Below are 15,534 nucleotides of genomic sequence, written 5' to 3'. Positions count from 1 at the left end.
GCTACCGACCGCCGTCCAGGAACTCCGAGACGACCTTCACGAACTCGTCCTCCCGCTCGAAGAACACGACGTGCCCGGCGTCGATCTCGGTGTACGAGCTGCCGCCGATCGCCGCGTGCAGCGCCCGGCTGTTCTCCACGGGCACGGTCGCGTCCTGCGCGCAGCCGATGACGAGCGTCCCGGCGGTGACGCGGGGCAGCAGCTCCCGGACGTCGACGGCGAGGTCGAAGGCCACGTGGCGCAGGGTGCCGGGGGTGGGCGGCATGTTCGGGACGAGGGCCTCGACGGCCTCGCGGCCGATGCCGTTGAGGAAGCCCCGGCTGAACCCGGTCATGGTCACGCTCCGCCCGAAGTCGGCGGGGGCGTACGCACCGAGCCGCTGCCACAGGGTGAACAGGTTCCGGAGGTACTCGTCGCCGTCGGTGTGGGCCCAGCCGGCGACGAGCACCAGCCTGGCGACGAGCTCGGGCCGGAGGGCGGCGACGGCGGCCGCGACCGGGGCGCCCATCGAGAAGCCGAGCAGGTCGACGGGCCCGGTGCCGGCGGCCTCGATGACGGCGGCGACCTGTGCGACGAGGACCTCGACGGTGAGCTCGCCGCCGTCGTCCTCGGTGGCGTCGGAGCCGGAGAGGTCGACGGTGATGACGGTCCGGTCGGTGGCGAACCGGGGGGCGACCTGCCCCCAGGTGAGGCCGGAGCCGCTGGATCCGGTGCCGTGGACGAGGAGGAGGGCGGGCCCGGAGGCGGCACCGGAACCGGACGACCGGACGTCGTAGGAGACGCGGGCGGAACCGACGGTGACGATGGCCATGAGGAACTCCCGGGGTGAGGGGAAAGGCGCTGGTCGCGCCCCGACACCGAGAACCCTGCTGCCCCGGCGGAGAAGGCGGGAGAGCCCTCCTGACCCTGGGATCGCCAGTCCCTGGACAAGCCCTGGAGTGCGGGGATCGTCTCCGGCAGGATGCGGAGCCATGACGACGATCGACCGCCGAGAACTGGCCGACTTCCTGCGCCGTTCGCGCGAGCGCGTACGGCCGCAGGACGCGGGCCTGCCGGCCGGCCCGCGCCGCCGGACGCCGGGCCTGCGCCGTGAGGAGGTCGCCCAGCTGGCGGGCATGTCCGCCGACTACTACATACGCCTGGAGCAGGCGAGGGGCCCGCAGCCCTCGCCGCAGATGCTGGCGGCGCTCGCGCGGGCGCTGCGCCTGGACACGGACGGGCGCGACCACCTCCACCTCCTGGCGGGCCACCGCCCGCCGGCGGTCCCCGCGGTCGGCGACCACGTCTCGCCGGGCCTGCTGCACCTCCTCGACCAGCTGGACACGACGCCCGCGCAGGTCCTGAACGACCTCGGCGACGTCCTGGCGCAGAACGCGATGGCGCGGGCGCTGCTCGGCGGGGTGTGCACGGTGTCGGAGCACGGCAGGAACGTGGTGTGGCGCTGGTTCGCCGACGACCGCTCCCGTGCGGCGTACCCCCCGGACGAGCACGCCCACTACAGCCGCGTGCACGTGGCCGACCTGCGGGCGGCGGTGGGCCGCAGGTCGGGCGACGTGCCCTCGATGCGCCTGGTGGAGCGGCTGCGCGGGGCGAGCGAGGAGTTCGCGGAGCTGTGGGCGCGCCACGAGGTGGCGGTGCGCCGGCACAGCCGCATGCGGGTGGTGCACCCGGTGATCGGCCCGGTGGACCTGGACTGCCAGGTGCTGCTCGCCCCGGAGGGGGACCAGCGCCTGGTCCTGCACACGCCGCCGCCGGGGACGGACGCGGGCGACCGCCTGGCCCTCCTGCGCGTGGTCGGCACGGACCAGTTCGCGGCCCCGGCCTGAGGGGCGTCCTGGCGGTCAGCCCGGCGTGACCGGCGAGGCATCCCCTAGGGGTTGAGCAGCTGATCGGCGACGGCGGTACGGGCGTAGAGCACGGACCGCCCGCTGCGGTGGGCGGTGACGAGCCCGGCGTTGCGGAGGGCGATGAGGTGCTGGGAGACGCCGGCGGCGGAGAGGCCGCAGTGGGAGGCGAGCTGGGTGGTGGAGGCGGGGACGTCGAGCTCGGAGAGCAGCAGGGTGCGCGAGCGCCCGAGCACGGCGGCGACGGCCTCGGCGGCCCCCGTCTCGCGAGGCTCCCACAGGGTCCCCAACCCCCGTGCCGGGTAGGCGAGTTGCGGCGGGTCGGGATGGACGGTCCGGGTGAGCACCTTGGGCCAGGCGAAGACGGACGGAATGAGCAGGAGCCCTGATCCGGCCTGGTCGCGGGTGAGGGAGCAGTGCCGCCGTACGAGCCGGAGGGTGCCGTCGTCCCACCGTACGGTCTCGTGGAGTTCGCTCAGGACCCGCGCCGAGCCCTGCTCGGCGACCTGCCGGGCACGGTGGAAGACGTCGGCTTCGAGCAGCTTCTGCATGCGGGCCCAGTAGGGCCCGAGGGCGAGCTCCCAGTACGTCTCGATCTCGTCGGCGATCTTGGGGAGTACGGCTTCGGGGGCGGCGAGCAGAAGCCGGTGCCGGGGCCCCTCGCGCCCCTCGACGGCGAGCTTCCTGAGGTCCTCGCGCACCTGCTCGACGGGCGTGCGGCGGATGGCGTCGAGCTCGGCCTCGAAGGTGGGGAAGGGCCCGGTGGGGGTGGGGGTGAGGAAGTCGGCGAGGAACCCGCGCGCGGGCACGAGGGCGGCGAGCCACCCGCGATCGAGCCCGGCACGGACGATCCGCGGCTGCACCTGGGCGGCCCACCGCCGGTGGGGGGAGGCGTCGAAGGCCTGGCGGAGGAGCCGGAAGCTGGTGACGGCCTCCCACATGGGGGAGACGGCGAAGCGGGTCTGGGCGAGATCGGCGGCGGAGAAGCTGAGGCCGGAGTCCATGAGCAGATGTACCCCCTGTTTGGATTCGTCCTGAGCTTAATCATTGGAGGGCCGGAGGGCGCCCCCGACAAGCTCCCGCCATGACGAGCACGACGAACACGAGCACGACGAACACGAGCACGACGAACACGAGCACGCCGAACACGAACACGCCGAACACGAACACGACGAAGACGAACACGCCGGAGACGAACACGTCGGAGACGAACACGTCGAACGCGAACACGAGAACGCCCACACCCTCCGCACGCCCCTTCTCCCACCTCCCACCCCTCGTATGGACGATCTTCACCGGGACGATCGTGAACCGCCTCGGCTACCTGGTGACCCCGTTCCTGGTCTTCTTCCTGGCCTCGCGAGGGGTGACGGGCACGGAGACGTCGTACGTGCTCGGCGCGCTCGGCGCGGGCAACCTGATCGGCCCGGCGGTGGGCGGCGCCCTGGCGGACCGCGTCGGCCGCCGCCCGACGATGCTGATCGGTCTGGTCGGAGCATCGGCGGCGCAGGGCGCGCTGTTCCTGGCACCGGGGGTGTGGACGATGGCGGCGGCGTCGCTGTTGATCAGCACGGCGGGCAGCATGGTGCCCCCGGCGTCGTTCGCGCTCCTGGCGGACGCGGTGGACGGCGCACGCCGCCAGCGGGCGTACGCCCTGCTCGGCTGGGGAGTGAACATCGGCGGCGCGGTCGGCGGCGTACTGGGCGGCTACCTGGCGGCGCGCGGCTACTGGCTGCTGTTCGCGGTGGACGCGGGGACGATGCTGGCGTTCGCGGCGGTCGTGGCGGCGAAGGTGAAGCCGACGACCGCCCCCAGGTCCCGGGCGAACAGCGGCGGCTACGGAGTGGTGCTCAAGGACCGCCTCGCACTGCTCCTGCTGCCCCTCTTCGGGATCCAGCTGTTCGTGTACTCCCTGACGGAGGTGGCCCTGCCGATGGCGATCCACGACAGCGGCCTGTCGCCGGCGGTGTTCGGCTCGATGGCGGCGGTGAACGCGGTGATGGTCGTGGTGCTCCAGCCCTTCGCGACGGCGAGACTGGCGAGGTTCCCGCAGCTGCGGGTCCAGGCCGTGGGCAGCGCGCTGATCGCGGCGGGAGTGGCCCTGACGGGACTGGCGGACGGCGTCACGGGCTACACGATGTCGGTGGTGGTCTGGTCGCTGGGCGAGGTCATGGTCGCGGGCATCGCGGCGACGGTGGTGGCGAACCTGGCCCCGTCCCACGCCCGGGGCCGCTACCAGGGCGCGTTCAGCTGGACGTGGGGCCTGGCGCGCTTCGCCGCGCTGACGGTGGGAGTGGCGGCGTACACGACGCTGGGCCCGGCGACGGTCTGGTGGACGGCGCTGGCGGCCGGGACGGCGACGGCGGCGGCGACCCTGGCCCTGAAGACCAGGGTCGACACCCGCACGGCCCACGCGCCGGCAGCCTGACGGCCGCCCGGCCGCTAATCCCTCCGGATGTGCTCGGGATCGACATACCGAGGAACCATGGGAAGCGAAGCGAGGGCGGCGGCGCCCACGACCCCCAGGGCGCAGACGACCACCACGGGAAGCCCGCTCCAGTCCCAGTGAACGGCCCCGCCGCCGGTGATCAGATAACTGGACTCGGCAAGCCACCCGGTGACGACGGCGGCCCCCAACCCCACCACCAACGGCAGGACGACCTGCACGACCTGCACGACCCGCAAGGTCCCGGCCCGAGCCCCCAACAAGGCGAGCGCGGCAACCTGCCCCCGCCGCTCAAGCGCCCGGTCGGCCACGGACACGAGGAACGCGGCGATCCCGATGACGAGCCCGAGCACCATCCCCACCCCGAGCAGACTCCGGATGACGGCGAGCTGCGCGAGCGAGTCGATGACGATCCCGACGGGCTCGACGGTGGCGGTGGGAGCGATGCTCCCGATCCCGTCGAGAACGGCCCGGACGGTGGCGGGGTCGGCGGAGCTGACGAGCGTGAGGCTTCCGGCCGAATCGACGAGCCCGGCGGGAGCGAGCGAGGAAAGGAGAGAAGGCGGCACGAGGAGGGCGTCGGAATGGAAGACGGACGGCTGATAGCCCCGGAACGTGATCCGTTCGGACGGCAGGACGACACTGGCCTTCCGCCCGCCGGCCACCTCGAACGGGAAGCGGTCACCGGGCTTGGCGTCCCCGCCAGAGGACGAGCGGGGGTCGTGCAGCTGCATGACACGGTCGTCCGCACACCCCCTGGCCCATTCGGTGGTGGCGAGGACGTCAGCACAGGTGGCGACGACGAGGTCGACCCTCGGCCGCAGGTTCCCGTCAAGCGGATCCCACGAGGCGTACGAGGTCACGTGCGTCCGCACACCGGGCACGTGCGTGAGCCGCTCCCGCTGGTCCTGGCTCAGGTCGCCGAGCTCGATCCTGTACTCCTGAACAGGCGCGGTCCGTCGGCTGACCTGGTCCAACTCGACCAGGACGCCCTGAGTGAGCGAGGCCCCGAAGACCAGCAGCACGAGCCCCGTCACCACGCGCAGCGAAGACCCGGGATCGACCTCCGTACGCCGCATGGCCAGGGCCAGGGGCAACGACTTCGCGACCCCGGCGAGCCGCCGGGCGAGCCAGGCGGTGATCGGCGCCAGACCGAAGACGAGCCCGGCACCGGTCAGCAGCACGGCAACGGGCACGAGCACGGAACTGGCTGACCCCCCGGACGGATCCCGCCCCATCACGCTGAGCACGCAGTACCCACCGATGACCCCGAGCCCCGGCACCAACAACAGGGCCCCGACCTTCCGAGGCGCCCGCCGCTCCCCGACCCGCCGCACACTGATCGGCGACAGGGCGGCCCGCCGCGCGCTGAACTGCCCCACGACCCAAGCGAGCGCCGGACAACCGACGAGACACACAAGAACGGTGCCCAGACCAGGCCGCCCGTCCGCCGGATACCACCGCAAGCCCGGCAACCCCACCCGAGCCACGACCTCATTGACCCCGAGATACCCCACGAGCCCCACAACGGCCCCGACAAACGCGGCCACCACACTCTCGGCTGCGTTGACCCGCAAAGTGTCCTTCACACTCAGCCCCACCAACCGAAGCGCGGCAAGCCGGCGGGCGCGCGATTCGCCGGAGAGGCGTGCGCAGACGGAGAGGTAGATGAGGAGGGGGAGGAGGACGATGCAGGTGAGGGTGTAGCGAAGGATGTTGAGTGTCTCGTCGTCGATGACCTCATGGAGTAAGTGCTTCGCACCGAAGTGACTCAGCCCCCTCGACGAGGGAAGCTCGGTCGGGGTGGTGCCGATGTATGCGTACAAATCATCTGGCGCCCCCAAGCCTGCCGGCCCGATGAGACCAGTCACATGCCCCGGTACCAGTCCTTCGGCTTCCGGGTTAGTGGCCAAGAGCTGAGCCAGCTGCGGCGAAACGAGCGCTTCGCCAGCGTTGGGGAGCTTTGCAATCCCGGGTGGCACGCTCATGCGGCCCGGGCCTGTGCGAGCTACGAACAACCGGCGCAATGGTCGTGACCCGTACGAGTCCAGGAACTCCTGGTAGACCACATTGCTGTGGTCGGCAGGAATCGGCACACGAGCCGTGACTCGCGCGTTGTGGGTGGCGAGGATTGTGGGAATGCTGAGGACTACAGCAAGACACGTCACTCCGAGTGCTGAGCCAAAAGTCATGAGGAGGAATCGGACTTGCCCCCGCCGCCCGCTGCCCCACAGCAGGCGCATTCCGAGGAAGAATGGTCTCACGCCGACACTCGCTGGATCAGAGCGCCGTCTGACATTGCGTACTGACTATCAGCCTTCGCCGCGACATCGGCATCGTGCGTGACGATGACTACGGCTGTCTTTTGGCTGCGCGCCAGCCATAGAAACTCTTTCAGCACCGCTTCCGCGTTGGCACTGTCCAGAGCTCCTGTTGGCTCGTCAGCGAAGACGACGTCCGGCCTGTGTACAAGTGCCCGTGCAACTGCCACACGCTGGCTCTGTCCACCGGACAGTTTCGAGGTCCTGCGCCGCAGCAGATCGCCCATCCCGAGCCGCTTCAGGATGTGGGCGGCCATGACATGGGCGTGGTCCTTGCTGATTCCGGCGAGCCGGAGCGGAAGGGCGGTGTTCTCCTCGACGGTGAGCTCCGGCAGAAGTTCACCGTACTGGAAAACGAATCCCAGTCGGGTCCTCCGCAATGCACTGAGCTCCCCGTCGGGAAGAGCCGAGAGTTGCGTCCCGTCGAAGGTCACCGTTCCACTGGTCGGAGGCAGAACTCCGGCAAGGCAGTACAGCAGCGATGACTTCCCCGACCCGCTGCTGCCAGTGATGGCGGCGACTTCGCCGCGCTTCAGTGTGAAATCAGCACCGCTGACGGCCTGGTAGGTGCCGTACGAAAGATCCACGCCCTCGGCGCGGAGAATGACGTCCATAGTTGTACGTACTCCCTGAAGCGGGAGCCGCCGAGTGGCGGCTCCCGGGCCGTCAGCTGTTAGCGTCGGAACTTTCGCAGTCGCGAGCAGTTGTCCGGGCGGAGCGCACCGCGGTCGCGACAAACCTGAATTTCCGCGTACTTGGTCACGAGAGCCGCGCCATCGTAGAAGACCTCGTTGATCGGGACGGCCCGCCTCTGGGTTCCCCTTACCTCAACCCAGCTGTACCCCTCTACCCGTGCGCGGATGTAGACGTTGTGGCCATCGTCGCCTTCGACATCAGCCAGGTACCCCTTCACGCGAAATCCGCCGTGCTCTTTGAGCTTCGGCTCCCACATGTAGGAGCCGTCGAACGAGGCGCCAGTCGTTGTCATCTTCAAATCGCGCCAGGAGTCCGCAACCGCCACCCCCATCCCCCCAAAGAACAGCCCCGCAGCCACCAGCGCCGTCGCCAACTTCCTCATGGATGACCCTCACTCAGTCGTACCGATTTGGTCATCACAGAAAGTATCGGCATCACTACACACCGCGAACAGCAGGAACGTACCTCCCCGAAAGTGCCTCCGAACCAGTGAACGGCCCCAAAAAGTCGACGGCGGTCGTACCGGATCAAGCCGGTCGACCGCCGTCGGGAGGGGCGCCCCGCAGGGGGTGAGCGAAGGGCTCAGTGCGCGAAGACCTCGCGGAGCTTCGCTTCCTTCTCGCCGTCCAGGTTGGACTGCACGAGCTCCGCGTGCCCGCCGGGGAACGCCTGGCGGACGCGGTCGAGCACCGCGTCGGAGGAGAGCAGGAACAGCGCCGAAGTGCCCGGCGTGACCTTCGACTTCACCGAGTCGATGAAGTCGTCGTCGATGCCGACGTCCGCCATCTTCCCGCCGAGCGCACCCGCCGCCGCACCGACTGCCGCACCGAAGAGCGGCATGAAGAAGAGGAGGCCGAAGAGCATGCCCCAGAAGGTGCCGGAGAGCGCGCCGGCGCCGGTGAGGTTGTTCAGCTGCTTCGTCTTCGGCTTGCTCGCTTCCGCGGGCCAACTGACCGTCGCCGCGTCGATGACCTTGATCAGTTCCTGCTTCTGCAGCTGGAGCAGGGTGTCTTCGACGGCCGCCGCGCCGTCCGGCGCATCGAACTTCCACACGGTCAACGTGGCCACGTTCAGCCTCCAGGTGCTCGCCTCGCGGCGTTGGACAACAGGTAGGCCCCAGTAAAAACCTTGATCACAAAACCCGCATCTCGGGCAATTCACCGCACCGGCCGAGATGTGCGGTCGGCCAACGTCGAAGGGCCCCACCGCAAGCGGTGGGGCCCTTCGGCAACGTGCCCGGTGAGGCACTGGCGGAGGGCCCTGTCCGGACGGGGGCGGACAGGTGTGAATGAGACCAGAAGTGAGACTGTGAACAGAGGGAGCTCGGCGTCATCCGCCTTACTTGCCGGCGTCCGCTCCGTACCACTGAAGGGCCTGGCCGGTGACCGCCGCGATGCATTCGAAGTCGCGGTCGCAGTGCAGGAGCGTCAGCCCCTGCAGTTCCGCCGTAGCGGCCACGACCAGATCCACGGCTCCGGCGCTGCGGTGCCGTCCCCGCTTGGTGAGCGCTTCCTGTACCTGCCAGGCGCGGTCGTAGGCGCGGTCATCGACCGGCACCCATCCGAACAGCAGCCGCATGTCCTCGATGCCTTGAGCGCGGTCTGCCGCGGAGCGGGCGCTGTAGAAGAATTCCAGTTCCGTGATCGGGCACGTCGCGATGAGTCCGGCGGCGGCTGCCTGGTCCCAGCCGAACTGCTCGGCGTCGGTGCGCATGAAGCGTGCCAGGGCGCTGGTGTCGATCAGGAACTGAGCGGCGTTCACCGACGGTAATCGCCCTTCTCCTGGAAGAGCTCCAGGTCGAAGGCGCCGTCGGCGGAGGCCGCGCGCAGTCGGGCGAGTGCGAGCGCTCTCCGCCGGTTCTCCAGTACCTCGCGCAGCGCGGTGTTGACCGTCTCCTTCTTGGTGCTGGTGCCGAGCGCCCGGGCGACATCGGCCAGTAGTTCGTCGTCGAGGTCGATCACGGTTCGACTCATCGGACATCCCTCCAGATATCATCTGTGCCATCAAATATATCTCGATGGGTGACCAGTGTCCCGGCTTTCTTCGGGGAGTGATGGCCGCCGCTCCTGGGCGTGGGCGTTACGCCAGGTCGTCTGCCCACGCCGGCATGACGCCGTGGATGCGGAAGAGGGTGAAGACGCGCTCGGCGTCCCGAAGGTGGCACCACGCTTCCAGGTAGGGCGGGTCGAGTTCGAGGCGGCCGAGGGTGCGCACGGTGCGGCTGCCCGAGGCGGCCACGTACTCGACGGTGATGTCTGTGCCCGTGTCGATGGCGTGGGCCAGCTGGCGGACGTCGGTGTACGTCAGCTGCTTTGCGTGTCCGGCGACGATCTCCTCGGTGTCCGTGCCGAAGGGAACCCCGGTGCCGAATGGATCGGGCTCCGGAACGGTCCGCGGGGTGGCCAGCAACCGGACCGCCAGCGCGGACGGATCGGCTGCGGCGGGGGCCTCCGCCGTTCGGCGTGCTGAGCGTCCGGTACCGGCCTTCGTGGGGGCCTTCCGAGCCGCCGGAACGGCGGCGGCCCGTCGAGGCGGCACCTTCTCGATGCGTACGGTCCCGTCCGCGGCCTCGGCGACGGGCGCATATCCCTGGCCCCGGAGCGCGGCGAGGGTCTTCTCGGGCGAGCTGCCGCTGACGAGCACCGTCGGGGCAAGCTGTCGCAGCCCGAGTGCGGCGAGTGCCCGGTGGGCGGCGAGCTCGGCCAGGAGCGCGGGTTCGTCGCTGTGGATGACGCAGGCGGCGGGGGCGATGCGCATACGGCCGTGACGGCGGGCGGCGTCGGCGACGAGATAGGACAAGGGCTGCGGCAGGGGCCCGTCGGCGACGGCGGTCAGCTCGGCCGAGATCTCGTCCGGAGCGCGACCGGCGTCCAGGGCGCGGCGGACGCTGTCGCCGCTGAACCGCCATACCGAGGCCGTGCCGCTGGTCTCCCGGTCGGCGGTCGAATCCAGGACCTCGGCCAGGTGCGCGGAGGGCGTGCCGGTGACGACGGCGGTGAGGTCGCCACCGAACCGGGCCGTTCTCGTGGCCTCCGGCAGCAGCCGCCGACATGCGACGGCCAGTTCCTCCTGGTCGCCGGTCATCAGTGCCGCCCCGAGCCGGGAGAGTGCGCCTCGGGCGATGACGCCCGTCAGCTCGGCCTCGCGGACCGCTGCGGCGCAGGGCGTCTCGTCGTGGAACGACAGATGAGCGAGCGGACGGTGCCAGGCGACGAGCGGACCCAGATCGGTGCCGACCCGCGCCCCCTGACCCTCCGGAAGTGCTGCCGCCGCTGCCAGCAGCCCGTGCCGAGCCTGCAGACAGGAGCTGCAGCGAGGAGCCCCGGCCACGGCAGGAAGCGACTTGTTGTCCTCGTCGCGGGACTGCGAGGGAGTGGACTGCAGGGTCCACCACGCATGAAGCAGGTCGGCGAACTGCGCTGCCGGTTCCTTCACCGCCCAGGTGTCGTATACCGCGGTGGGCGCGATGCGGTCGCCGTCGGCGCCCACCAACCCGACCGAGTAGGAGACCTCCAGGGTGATGCGTACCACCGCGTCGTCGGCCTGTGCCGCCTTGCCGATCCGAGCCAGTTCACGCGCGCCGATCCCGCCGGACTTCAGCCGGGTCGGTGGAGCCGCCGAGCAGGCCGACAGGATCGAGGCGGCGTGGGCGGCGAACGCCGTGGCCGCCGCCGCTGCCTCCCGTTCCACCTCCACCGCGGGGACGGGCACCAGCTCCGCCACGGGCGGTACGGGGTCGAACGGCGCACGCCAGTCCGGCCCGCGCAGTGCGAGTGTCACTTCGGCGGGCATGCGGGCCGGCCCGTATCCGTGGCGGATCAGGAATCCCCTGTCCAGGGCCCATCGCTCGCCCGGCTGCGCATCGGCCATGGGAGCTCCGAACACGACGAATTCCGTGTGCTGTGGTGCGGACTTCGCTCGTTGCTCCAGCAGCTGCCGGGCGGCCGAAGGGGCCTTCGCGATCACCGCGGCGACGCGCTGCGGATCGCCATGGTGTTCCAGGACAGCGGCCGTGCGCTGCTGCCTGGTGCCGGGCGGCTGGGTGCCCAGCGCTACGAGCATGCCGCGCAACTCCTCGGAGGTCACGCCTTCCAGCAGCTCCTCCAGTGGTGCGTCCAGCCCGAGAGGCGCGTCCCACGCCTGCCGCAAGGGAGCGGCCATGTGGAGATTCCCGTCGCCGTCCGGCCACACCAGTGCGTGATCGGCCAGAGCCTCCAGGACGGCGTCCAGTTCCCGAGCGGCAGTGGGTGCCGTCGCTCCCAGTTCCCTCGCCAGGGCGCCGCGCGACAGGGGAGTTCCCAAGGCGGCCAGGGTCTCGGCCACCTGGAGGCAGGGCAGCGGCAGCTGTGGCAGGACGAGCGCCACCGAGCCTGGCCGCAGAAGGCGTTCCGCCGATTCCTCCACGGAACGTGGCTCCGGCGGCGCCACGGCATCCTTCCGTATCCCGAGTACGCGCGACAGCCGTGTGGCGTCGAGGCCGGCCAGCCAGGCCGTCAGCGTGGATCGGGACGTCATGGGGAACACCTCGCGAGGCCGGGAAACACGGCTGGGGGGCCGGATCGGCCCCGAACGGAGCCAAGAATCGCGCATTCGACGGGTCCGCCGTCGCCACTCGGTGGGGAGTTCACCCGCAGAGGGCGGTTGGCGACGGGGACGGAGTGCGAGCGATCCTGGCACGTCGCACGAGATGTCGCGAATGCCTGAGATTAACGAGACTGAAAATGAGACCAGGGTATGCCGAAAGGCCGGACCGCGATCGCGGTCCGGCCTTTCAAGCTGGCGGAGGATACGAGATTCGAACTCGTGAGGGGTTGCCCCCAACACGCTTTCCAAATGTTCGTACGGGGGTCCGGCGGGGGTTGTGGGCGTCCTGACCTGCGGCGGAGCGTTCGGTGCGGCTTGGTTTGTACGGTGCCGGACGGGGATGAATGAGACCAGTACTGAGACCAGTGGGCATCCCGTTCCTGCAGGTCACGTCATTACGCGTCCGACACAGTCTCGCCGCGGTAGTAGCGGAGAGCGTTGGGGTATTCGGTGTTCTCTTCGTAGAGGATCACGTGCCCCTTGAGCGCGCTGATCTGCCAGGATTCCCCCAGGTTCCGTGCAAGGAGCCGGAAGGCCGTGTCGGCGCTCAGAGGACCTTGGGGGACCTCCAGCGAGACCTCCTCGGGCTGGTCGGGTTCCAGCGCCTGCCTGAAGGCGTAGGGCAGCTCTGCCTTGAGATAGGTGACAAAGTCCCCCGGAGAGAACCACTGCCGGCGGCCGTCGTGACGGAGCGACCAGTCCAGGTCGATGGGGTGGGCAACGTTAAAGTGCTGAGGTTTGAGCTGTGCCAGGTCCCGCCGACGCCCCGGGTCACTAATGCTGAATCCGTTGTGGTTCCACAGGAGGCTCACGCCGCGCTCCTCCTGAAGGTGCTTGAGGACGAGGTTTTCGGGGGCGACTGCCGACAAGTCATCCTCGACGTAGAGGTACGTGAAGTACATGTCATCCAACGAGATGTACTTGCGGCCCAGGATCCTCCGTCGGGCAAAGTCCAGTCGCTGAGGCAGAGAGCGCTCAGCCTTTCCCACGTACATGCGCTCCTTTGGCTGGGTTGGTCCCCCGCGAAGGAGCTGGTAGATCCCCGGTCGGCGCAACAGCTTCCGTAGTTGCTCCTCGGTTAGAGGCAGTGGCACTTGCTCGTCGAGGGTCCGCGTGAGCCGGGCCCCAGCCTCCCGGGTGATGCCGAGCTGGATGCTGATGCCCGGGTTATTCGCGGCCCGCGCGGTCGCCGTATCCGTGGCGGTGGCCACTTTCCTCTCGGCCCCGGCATCGAGTTCCTCGGCTTGAGCCTCGGCTGTGTCCAGCTGCTGCTCGAGCCTGATGCATCGTTCTTCAGCATCGAGTGCGCGACGTTCGGCTTCCGCCAGCTCTGCTGTCAACCGGATTAGTGTCTCCTGGAGCTCGTCCCGCTCGGCTTGCAGGGAATCGAAGTCCGTGGTCCGCTGGTCTAGTTCGGCGCGGTGTACGAGCCGGGCAGCCGCGCCGGCCTGCTCCAGCTGACGCAGCCGGGCCTGTTGGTCATCGAGATGCTCGTGCGCGCTGCGGACCATCTCGCGCAGGAGTCGCGCCTCTTGGTGCAGATGCCGGCTTTCCCGATCGGCCTCGGCGAGCTTGTCCCGTAGATCCTGCAGGTCGGCGGAGTGGGGACTTGTGACGCGCAGGGCGGTCCGGTGCAGCTTGCGTACTGCGCCCCGGGCGGCCGAGGTCAGCTCGGTGCCCGTCTCTCGGTTGCCGTCGTCAATGAGCCGCTCCACGAACTCCGCGGGTGGGACCAGGGCGCCGCTGAAGTACCGAGAAAGCGTCGAGCGGTCCCAGGGGACACGGACGGAGTAACGGCCGAGGGACACGCCCAAACGCTGAGCCAGCTCGCGTAGCGCGAGGGCGAGCGCGTAGCGGTCAGGCCCGATCTGCGTCCCGTCGATGTCCTTTTGGAAGACCATCGTGCGTGGTGCGCGCGGAACCAGCTCCCCTTGTGTCATTCGTTCCCCTCCGTTGGATGCCCTGCCCTTGTTGCGCGAGGTCGCACCGGTGTGCGCGTGCCGCAACACACACGCGCCTCCCATGATCGGGTGCAGCCGTACCGGCCCGACTCAGGGGGAACCCCATGACTACGACGACCGCGCTTCTCGTCCTGATTCTGATTCTGCTCACCGCGCTGTTCGGTGGCGCACTGTTCTATCTAGTCCACAGCCGCCCGAGCCTGGCCGTCCCGATCACCGTCGCCTTGACGGGCATGACCTTGGCGGTGACTTGCGCGGTCGGCATCACCGGCCGGTGACTCCCGGGTTAGCTCAGTCGCAGAGCACCTCGAAGTGTGCCGAGAAACTCGATCGCAGGGTTTCCAGGATGGCCTTCTCTTTCTCGTTGGTGGCGAGTGAAGGAAAGCCGACCACCCTCGAATCGGTGTACGCGGCCATGCCGTGGACCAGGAGGAAGGGCCGCTGGCTGCCGTCGTGGTCGGCTTCGTCGTATCCCTCGCGGATGAGTTCGGGAGCGGCGCGGAACAGGATCGACGTCTCGATCTCGCCGGCATGCGTGCCCGCGTGCCTGCCGGATTCCAAGCAGCCGTACTCGCGGTCTCGATCCCACTCGGAGGGGAGGGAGAAGGGAGAGACCGCCGGGCACCCTCGATGTTGGCTTCCTGGACCACGTTCGATAGGACGTAGCTTCCGCCATAGCCGTTGACGATCACCAGCTTGTGGATGCCTGAGCGGGCGAGTGAGGTGCGGACGTCGTCGATCACGGCGTACAGGGTCCTGGCGATGATGGCGACGGTGCCGTGGAAGGCCGCGTGTTCGTGGCTGTGTGAGACGGTGATTGGCGGGGTAGGCGTCGGCGATCTCCTGGGCGATGACGCACGCGATCGCAGTGTCAGTGATCAAGGGTAGGCGCTTGCCGTGCTACTCGAAGGAGACGACCGAGAGTACGGCGACCCGGGGCTGTTGCTCTTGGACGTCGGTGCTTGTGGCGGTCGGCAACAGGTTCATGAGTCTCGAGCCTAGCCATCGCTGCGCGCTGCCACGGCTGATCGGCTCAACTACAGCTCGCGCAGGCCGGTCAGGACTCGTCCGATGAGCATCGGCGGGGCCTGGCGGCCATCGAAGCCCGGCTCACCCAAGGTGCTGCTGGGACGAGCGGGAACCTCTGCCCAGACGATCTTCCCGGGTAGTGGCTGCGTGAGGGAGTAGCCCCAGCGGTTGGCCATGGTCTGGATGAGGACGAGTCCGCGGCCCCCGGTGGCGCTGGCGTCACGGGCGCGAGGTGCCGGCGGTCGCGGATCGGGGTCACTGACCGCGAGGACGATGCCGCCGTCGGAGGGCCAGAGCATGAGCACGATCGTGCCGATGCCGGCGGAATCAGCGGCCGCTTCAGACGTCTTCGTGGGGCGCGCGTGCCGGATGGCGTTGGTGGCCAGCTCTGAGACGAGGAGTCGGGCGACTTCGATCCCCTCGTCAGGGAAGCGCCAGCGCTGGAGGATGTCGACGGTGTGGCGGCGGGCCCAAGCGACGGCGTTGGGGGTGGCGGCGAGGGTCAGTTCGCTGATGGACGGGGGGACCTGGTTCATGCGGGTGGCTCCCTCGGCGGCGTGGCCGGGCGGGTGCGGCGCCTTGGCGTGGGTGGAGGCCCGCGAGGCCGGGGCGGCTAAGGACGGGGCGTCTCGGCCTCGCGGGCTGCTTGAGGG

16 protein-coding genes and 1 pseudogene are annotated in these 15,534 nt (G+C 69.4%); 3 read left to right on the top strand and 14 right to left on the bottom strand.

The window, feature by feature from the left end:
* Position 1: 1 nt before the first annotated feature.
* Entirely contained in the window at positions 2-811 is an 810-nt protein-coding gene (locus AB0G79_RS00415; RefSeq protein ID WP_360797961.1) for an alpha/beta hydrolase, read from the bottom strand.
* 160 nt (positions 812-971) lie between these two features.
* Here AB0G79_RS00415 and AB0G79_RS00410 point away from each other — a divergent pair, with 160 nt between their 5' ends.
* Positions 972-1,826, top strand: coding sequence for a helix-turn-helix transcriptional regulator (locus AB0G79_RS00410; protein WP_360797959.1), 855 nt, complete (start codon positions 972-974; stop codon positions 1,824-1,826).
* A gap of 44 nt (positions 1,827-1,870) precedes the next feature.
* Here AB0G79_RS00410 and AB0G79_RS00405 read toward each other — a convergent pair whose 3' ends face one another.
* Positions 1,871-2,848 (bottom strand): DUF5937 family protein, encoded by a 978-nt coding sequence (locus tag AB0G79_RS00405; protein ID WP_360797957.1) that lies wholly within the window; start codon positions 2,846-2,848, stop codon positions 1,871-1,873.
* 40 nt (positions 2,849-2,888) lie between these two features.
* Entirely contained in the window at positions 2,889-3,140 is a 252-nt protein-coding gene (locus AB0G79_RS00400; RefSeq protein ID WP_360799185.1) for a hypothetical protein, read from the bottom strand.
* Between AB0G79_RS00400 and AB0G79_RS00395 the strand changes: the two genes are divergently transcribed.
* Positions 3,133-4,272 (top strand): MFS transporter, encoded by a 1,140-nt coding sequence (locus tag AB0G79_RS00395; RefSeq protein ID WP_360799110.1) that lies wholly within the window; start codon positions 3,133-3,135, stop codon positions 4,270-4,272. The genes AB0G79_RS00400 and AB0G79_RS00395 overlap by 8 nt on opposite strands.
* Positions 4,273-4,286: 14 nt before the next feature.
* Here AB0G79_RS00395 and AB0G79_RS00390 read toward each other — a convergent pair whose 3' ends face one another.
* The 8 genes from AB0G79_RS00390 to AB0G79_RS00355 form a co-directional block, all read right to left on the bottom strand.
* Positions 4,287-6,533 (bottom strand): ABC transporter permease, encoded by a 2,247-nt coding sequence (locus tag AB0G79_RS00390; protein WP_360797955.1) that lies wholly within the window; start codon positions 6,531-6,533, stop codon positions 4,287-4,289.
* A 17-nt stretch (positions 6,534-6,550) separates the two neighbouring features.
* Complete coding sequence (locus AB0G79_RS00385) at positions 6,551-7,225, bottom strand: ABC transporter ATP-binding protein (RefSeq protein ID WP_360797953.1); 675 nt, start codon at positions 7,223-7,225, stop codon at positions 6,551-6,553.
* Positions 7,226-7,284: 59 nt separating this feature from the next.
* Entirely contained in the window at positions 7,285-7,689 is a 405-nt protein-coding gene (locus AB0G79_RS00380; protein ID WP_360797951.1) for a hypothetical protein, read from the bottom strand.
* 200 nt (positions 7,690-7,889) lie between these two features.
* Positions 7,890-8,375 (bottom strand): DUF1269 domain-containing protein, encoded by a 486-nt coding sequence (locus AB0G79_RS00375; protein WP_360797949.1) that lies wholly within the window; start codon positions 8,373-8,375, stop codon positions 7,890-7,892.
* Between the two features lie 270 nt (positions 8,376-8,645).
* Positions 8,646-9,068 carry a PIN domain nuclease gene (locus tag AB0G79_RS00370; protein WP_360797947.1) on the bottom strand — a complete coding sequence of 141 codons (423 nt, stop codon included), beginning with the start codon at positions 9,066-9,068 and terminating at the stop codon, positions 8,646-8,648.
* Entirely contained in the window at positions 9,065-9,280 is a 216-nt protein-coding gene (locus tag AB0G79_RS00365) for a type II toxin-antitoxin system VapB family antitoxin (RefSeq protein ID WP_046777527.1), read from the bottom strand. The genes AB0G79_RS00370 and AB0G79_RS00365 overlap by 4 nt, the downstream gene beginning before the upstream one ends.
* Positions 9,281-9,386: 106 nt before the next feature.
* Complete coding sequence (locus AB0G79_RS00360; RefSeq protein ID WP_360797945.1) at positions 9,387-11,822, bottom strand: helicase-associated domain-containing protein; 2,436 nt, start codon at positions 11,820-11,822, stop codon at positions 9,387-9,389.
* Positions 11,823-12,286: 464 nt separating this feature from the next.
* Positions 12,287-13,831: a helix-turn-helix domain-containing protein gene (locus AB0G79_RS00355; RefSeq protein WP_360797943.1), complete on the bottom strand. Its 1,545-nt coding sequence runs from the start codon at positions 13,829-13,831 to the stop codon at positions 12,287-12,289.
* A gap of 125 nt (positions 13,832-13,956) precedes the next feature.
* Between AB0G79_RS00355 and AB0G79_RS00350 the strand changes: the two genes are divergently transcribed.
* The gene (locus AB0G79_RS00350) at positions 13,957-14,130 is read left to right on the top strand and encodes a hypothetical protein (protein WP_360797941.1); all 174 of its coding nucleotides are present in this window, start codon (positions 13,957-13,959) and stop codon (positions 14,128-14,130) included.
* A gap of 13 nt (positions 14,131-14,143) precedes the next feature.
* Here the strand turns inward: AB0G79_RS00350 and AB0G79_RS00345 are convergent, their stop codons facing one another.
* From AB0G79_RS00345 to AB0G79_RS00335, 3 genes and pseudogenes are all read right to left on the bottom strand, one after another.
* The gene (locus AB0G79_RS00345) at positions 14,144-14,413 is read right to left on the bottom strand and encodes a creatininase family protein (RefSeq protein ID WP_360797939.1); all 270 of its coding nucleotides are present in this window, start codon (positions 14,411-14,413) and stop codon (positions 14,144-14,146) included.
* A gap of 80 nt (positions 14,414-14,493) precedes the next feature.
* Positions 14,494-14,619, bottom strand: a pseudogene (locus AB0G79_RS00340) (creatininase family protein); the annotation flags it as partial.
* 270 nt (positions 14,620-14,889) lie between these two features.
* Positions 14,890-15,417, bottom strand: coding sequence for an ATP-binding protein (locus tag AB0G79_RS00335; RefSeq protein WP_360797937.1), 528 nt, complete (start codon positions 15,415-15,417; stop codon positions 14,890-14,892).
* Positions 15,418-15,534 lie beyond the last annotated feature (117 nt).

It is taken from the genome of Streptomyces sp. NPDC020807, assembly GCF_040641575.1.
Lineage (GTDB): Bacteria > Actinomycetota > Actinomycetes > Streptomycetales > Streptomycetaceae > Streptomyces.
Note: the sequence above shows the minus strand (reverse complement) of the source record. Positions and strands in the feature narration are given on the sequence as shown.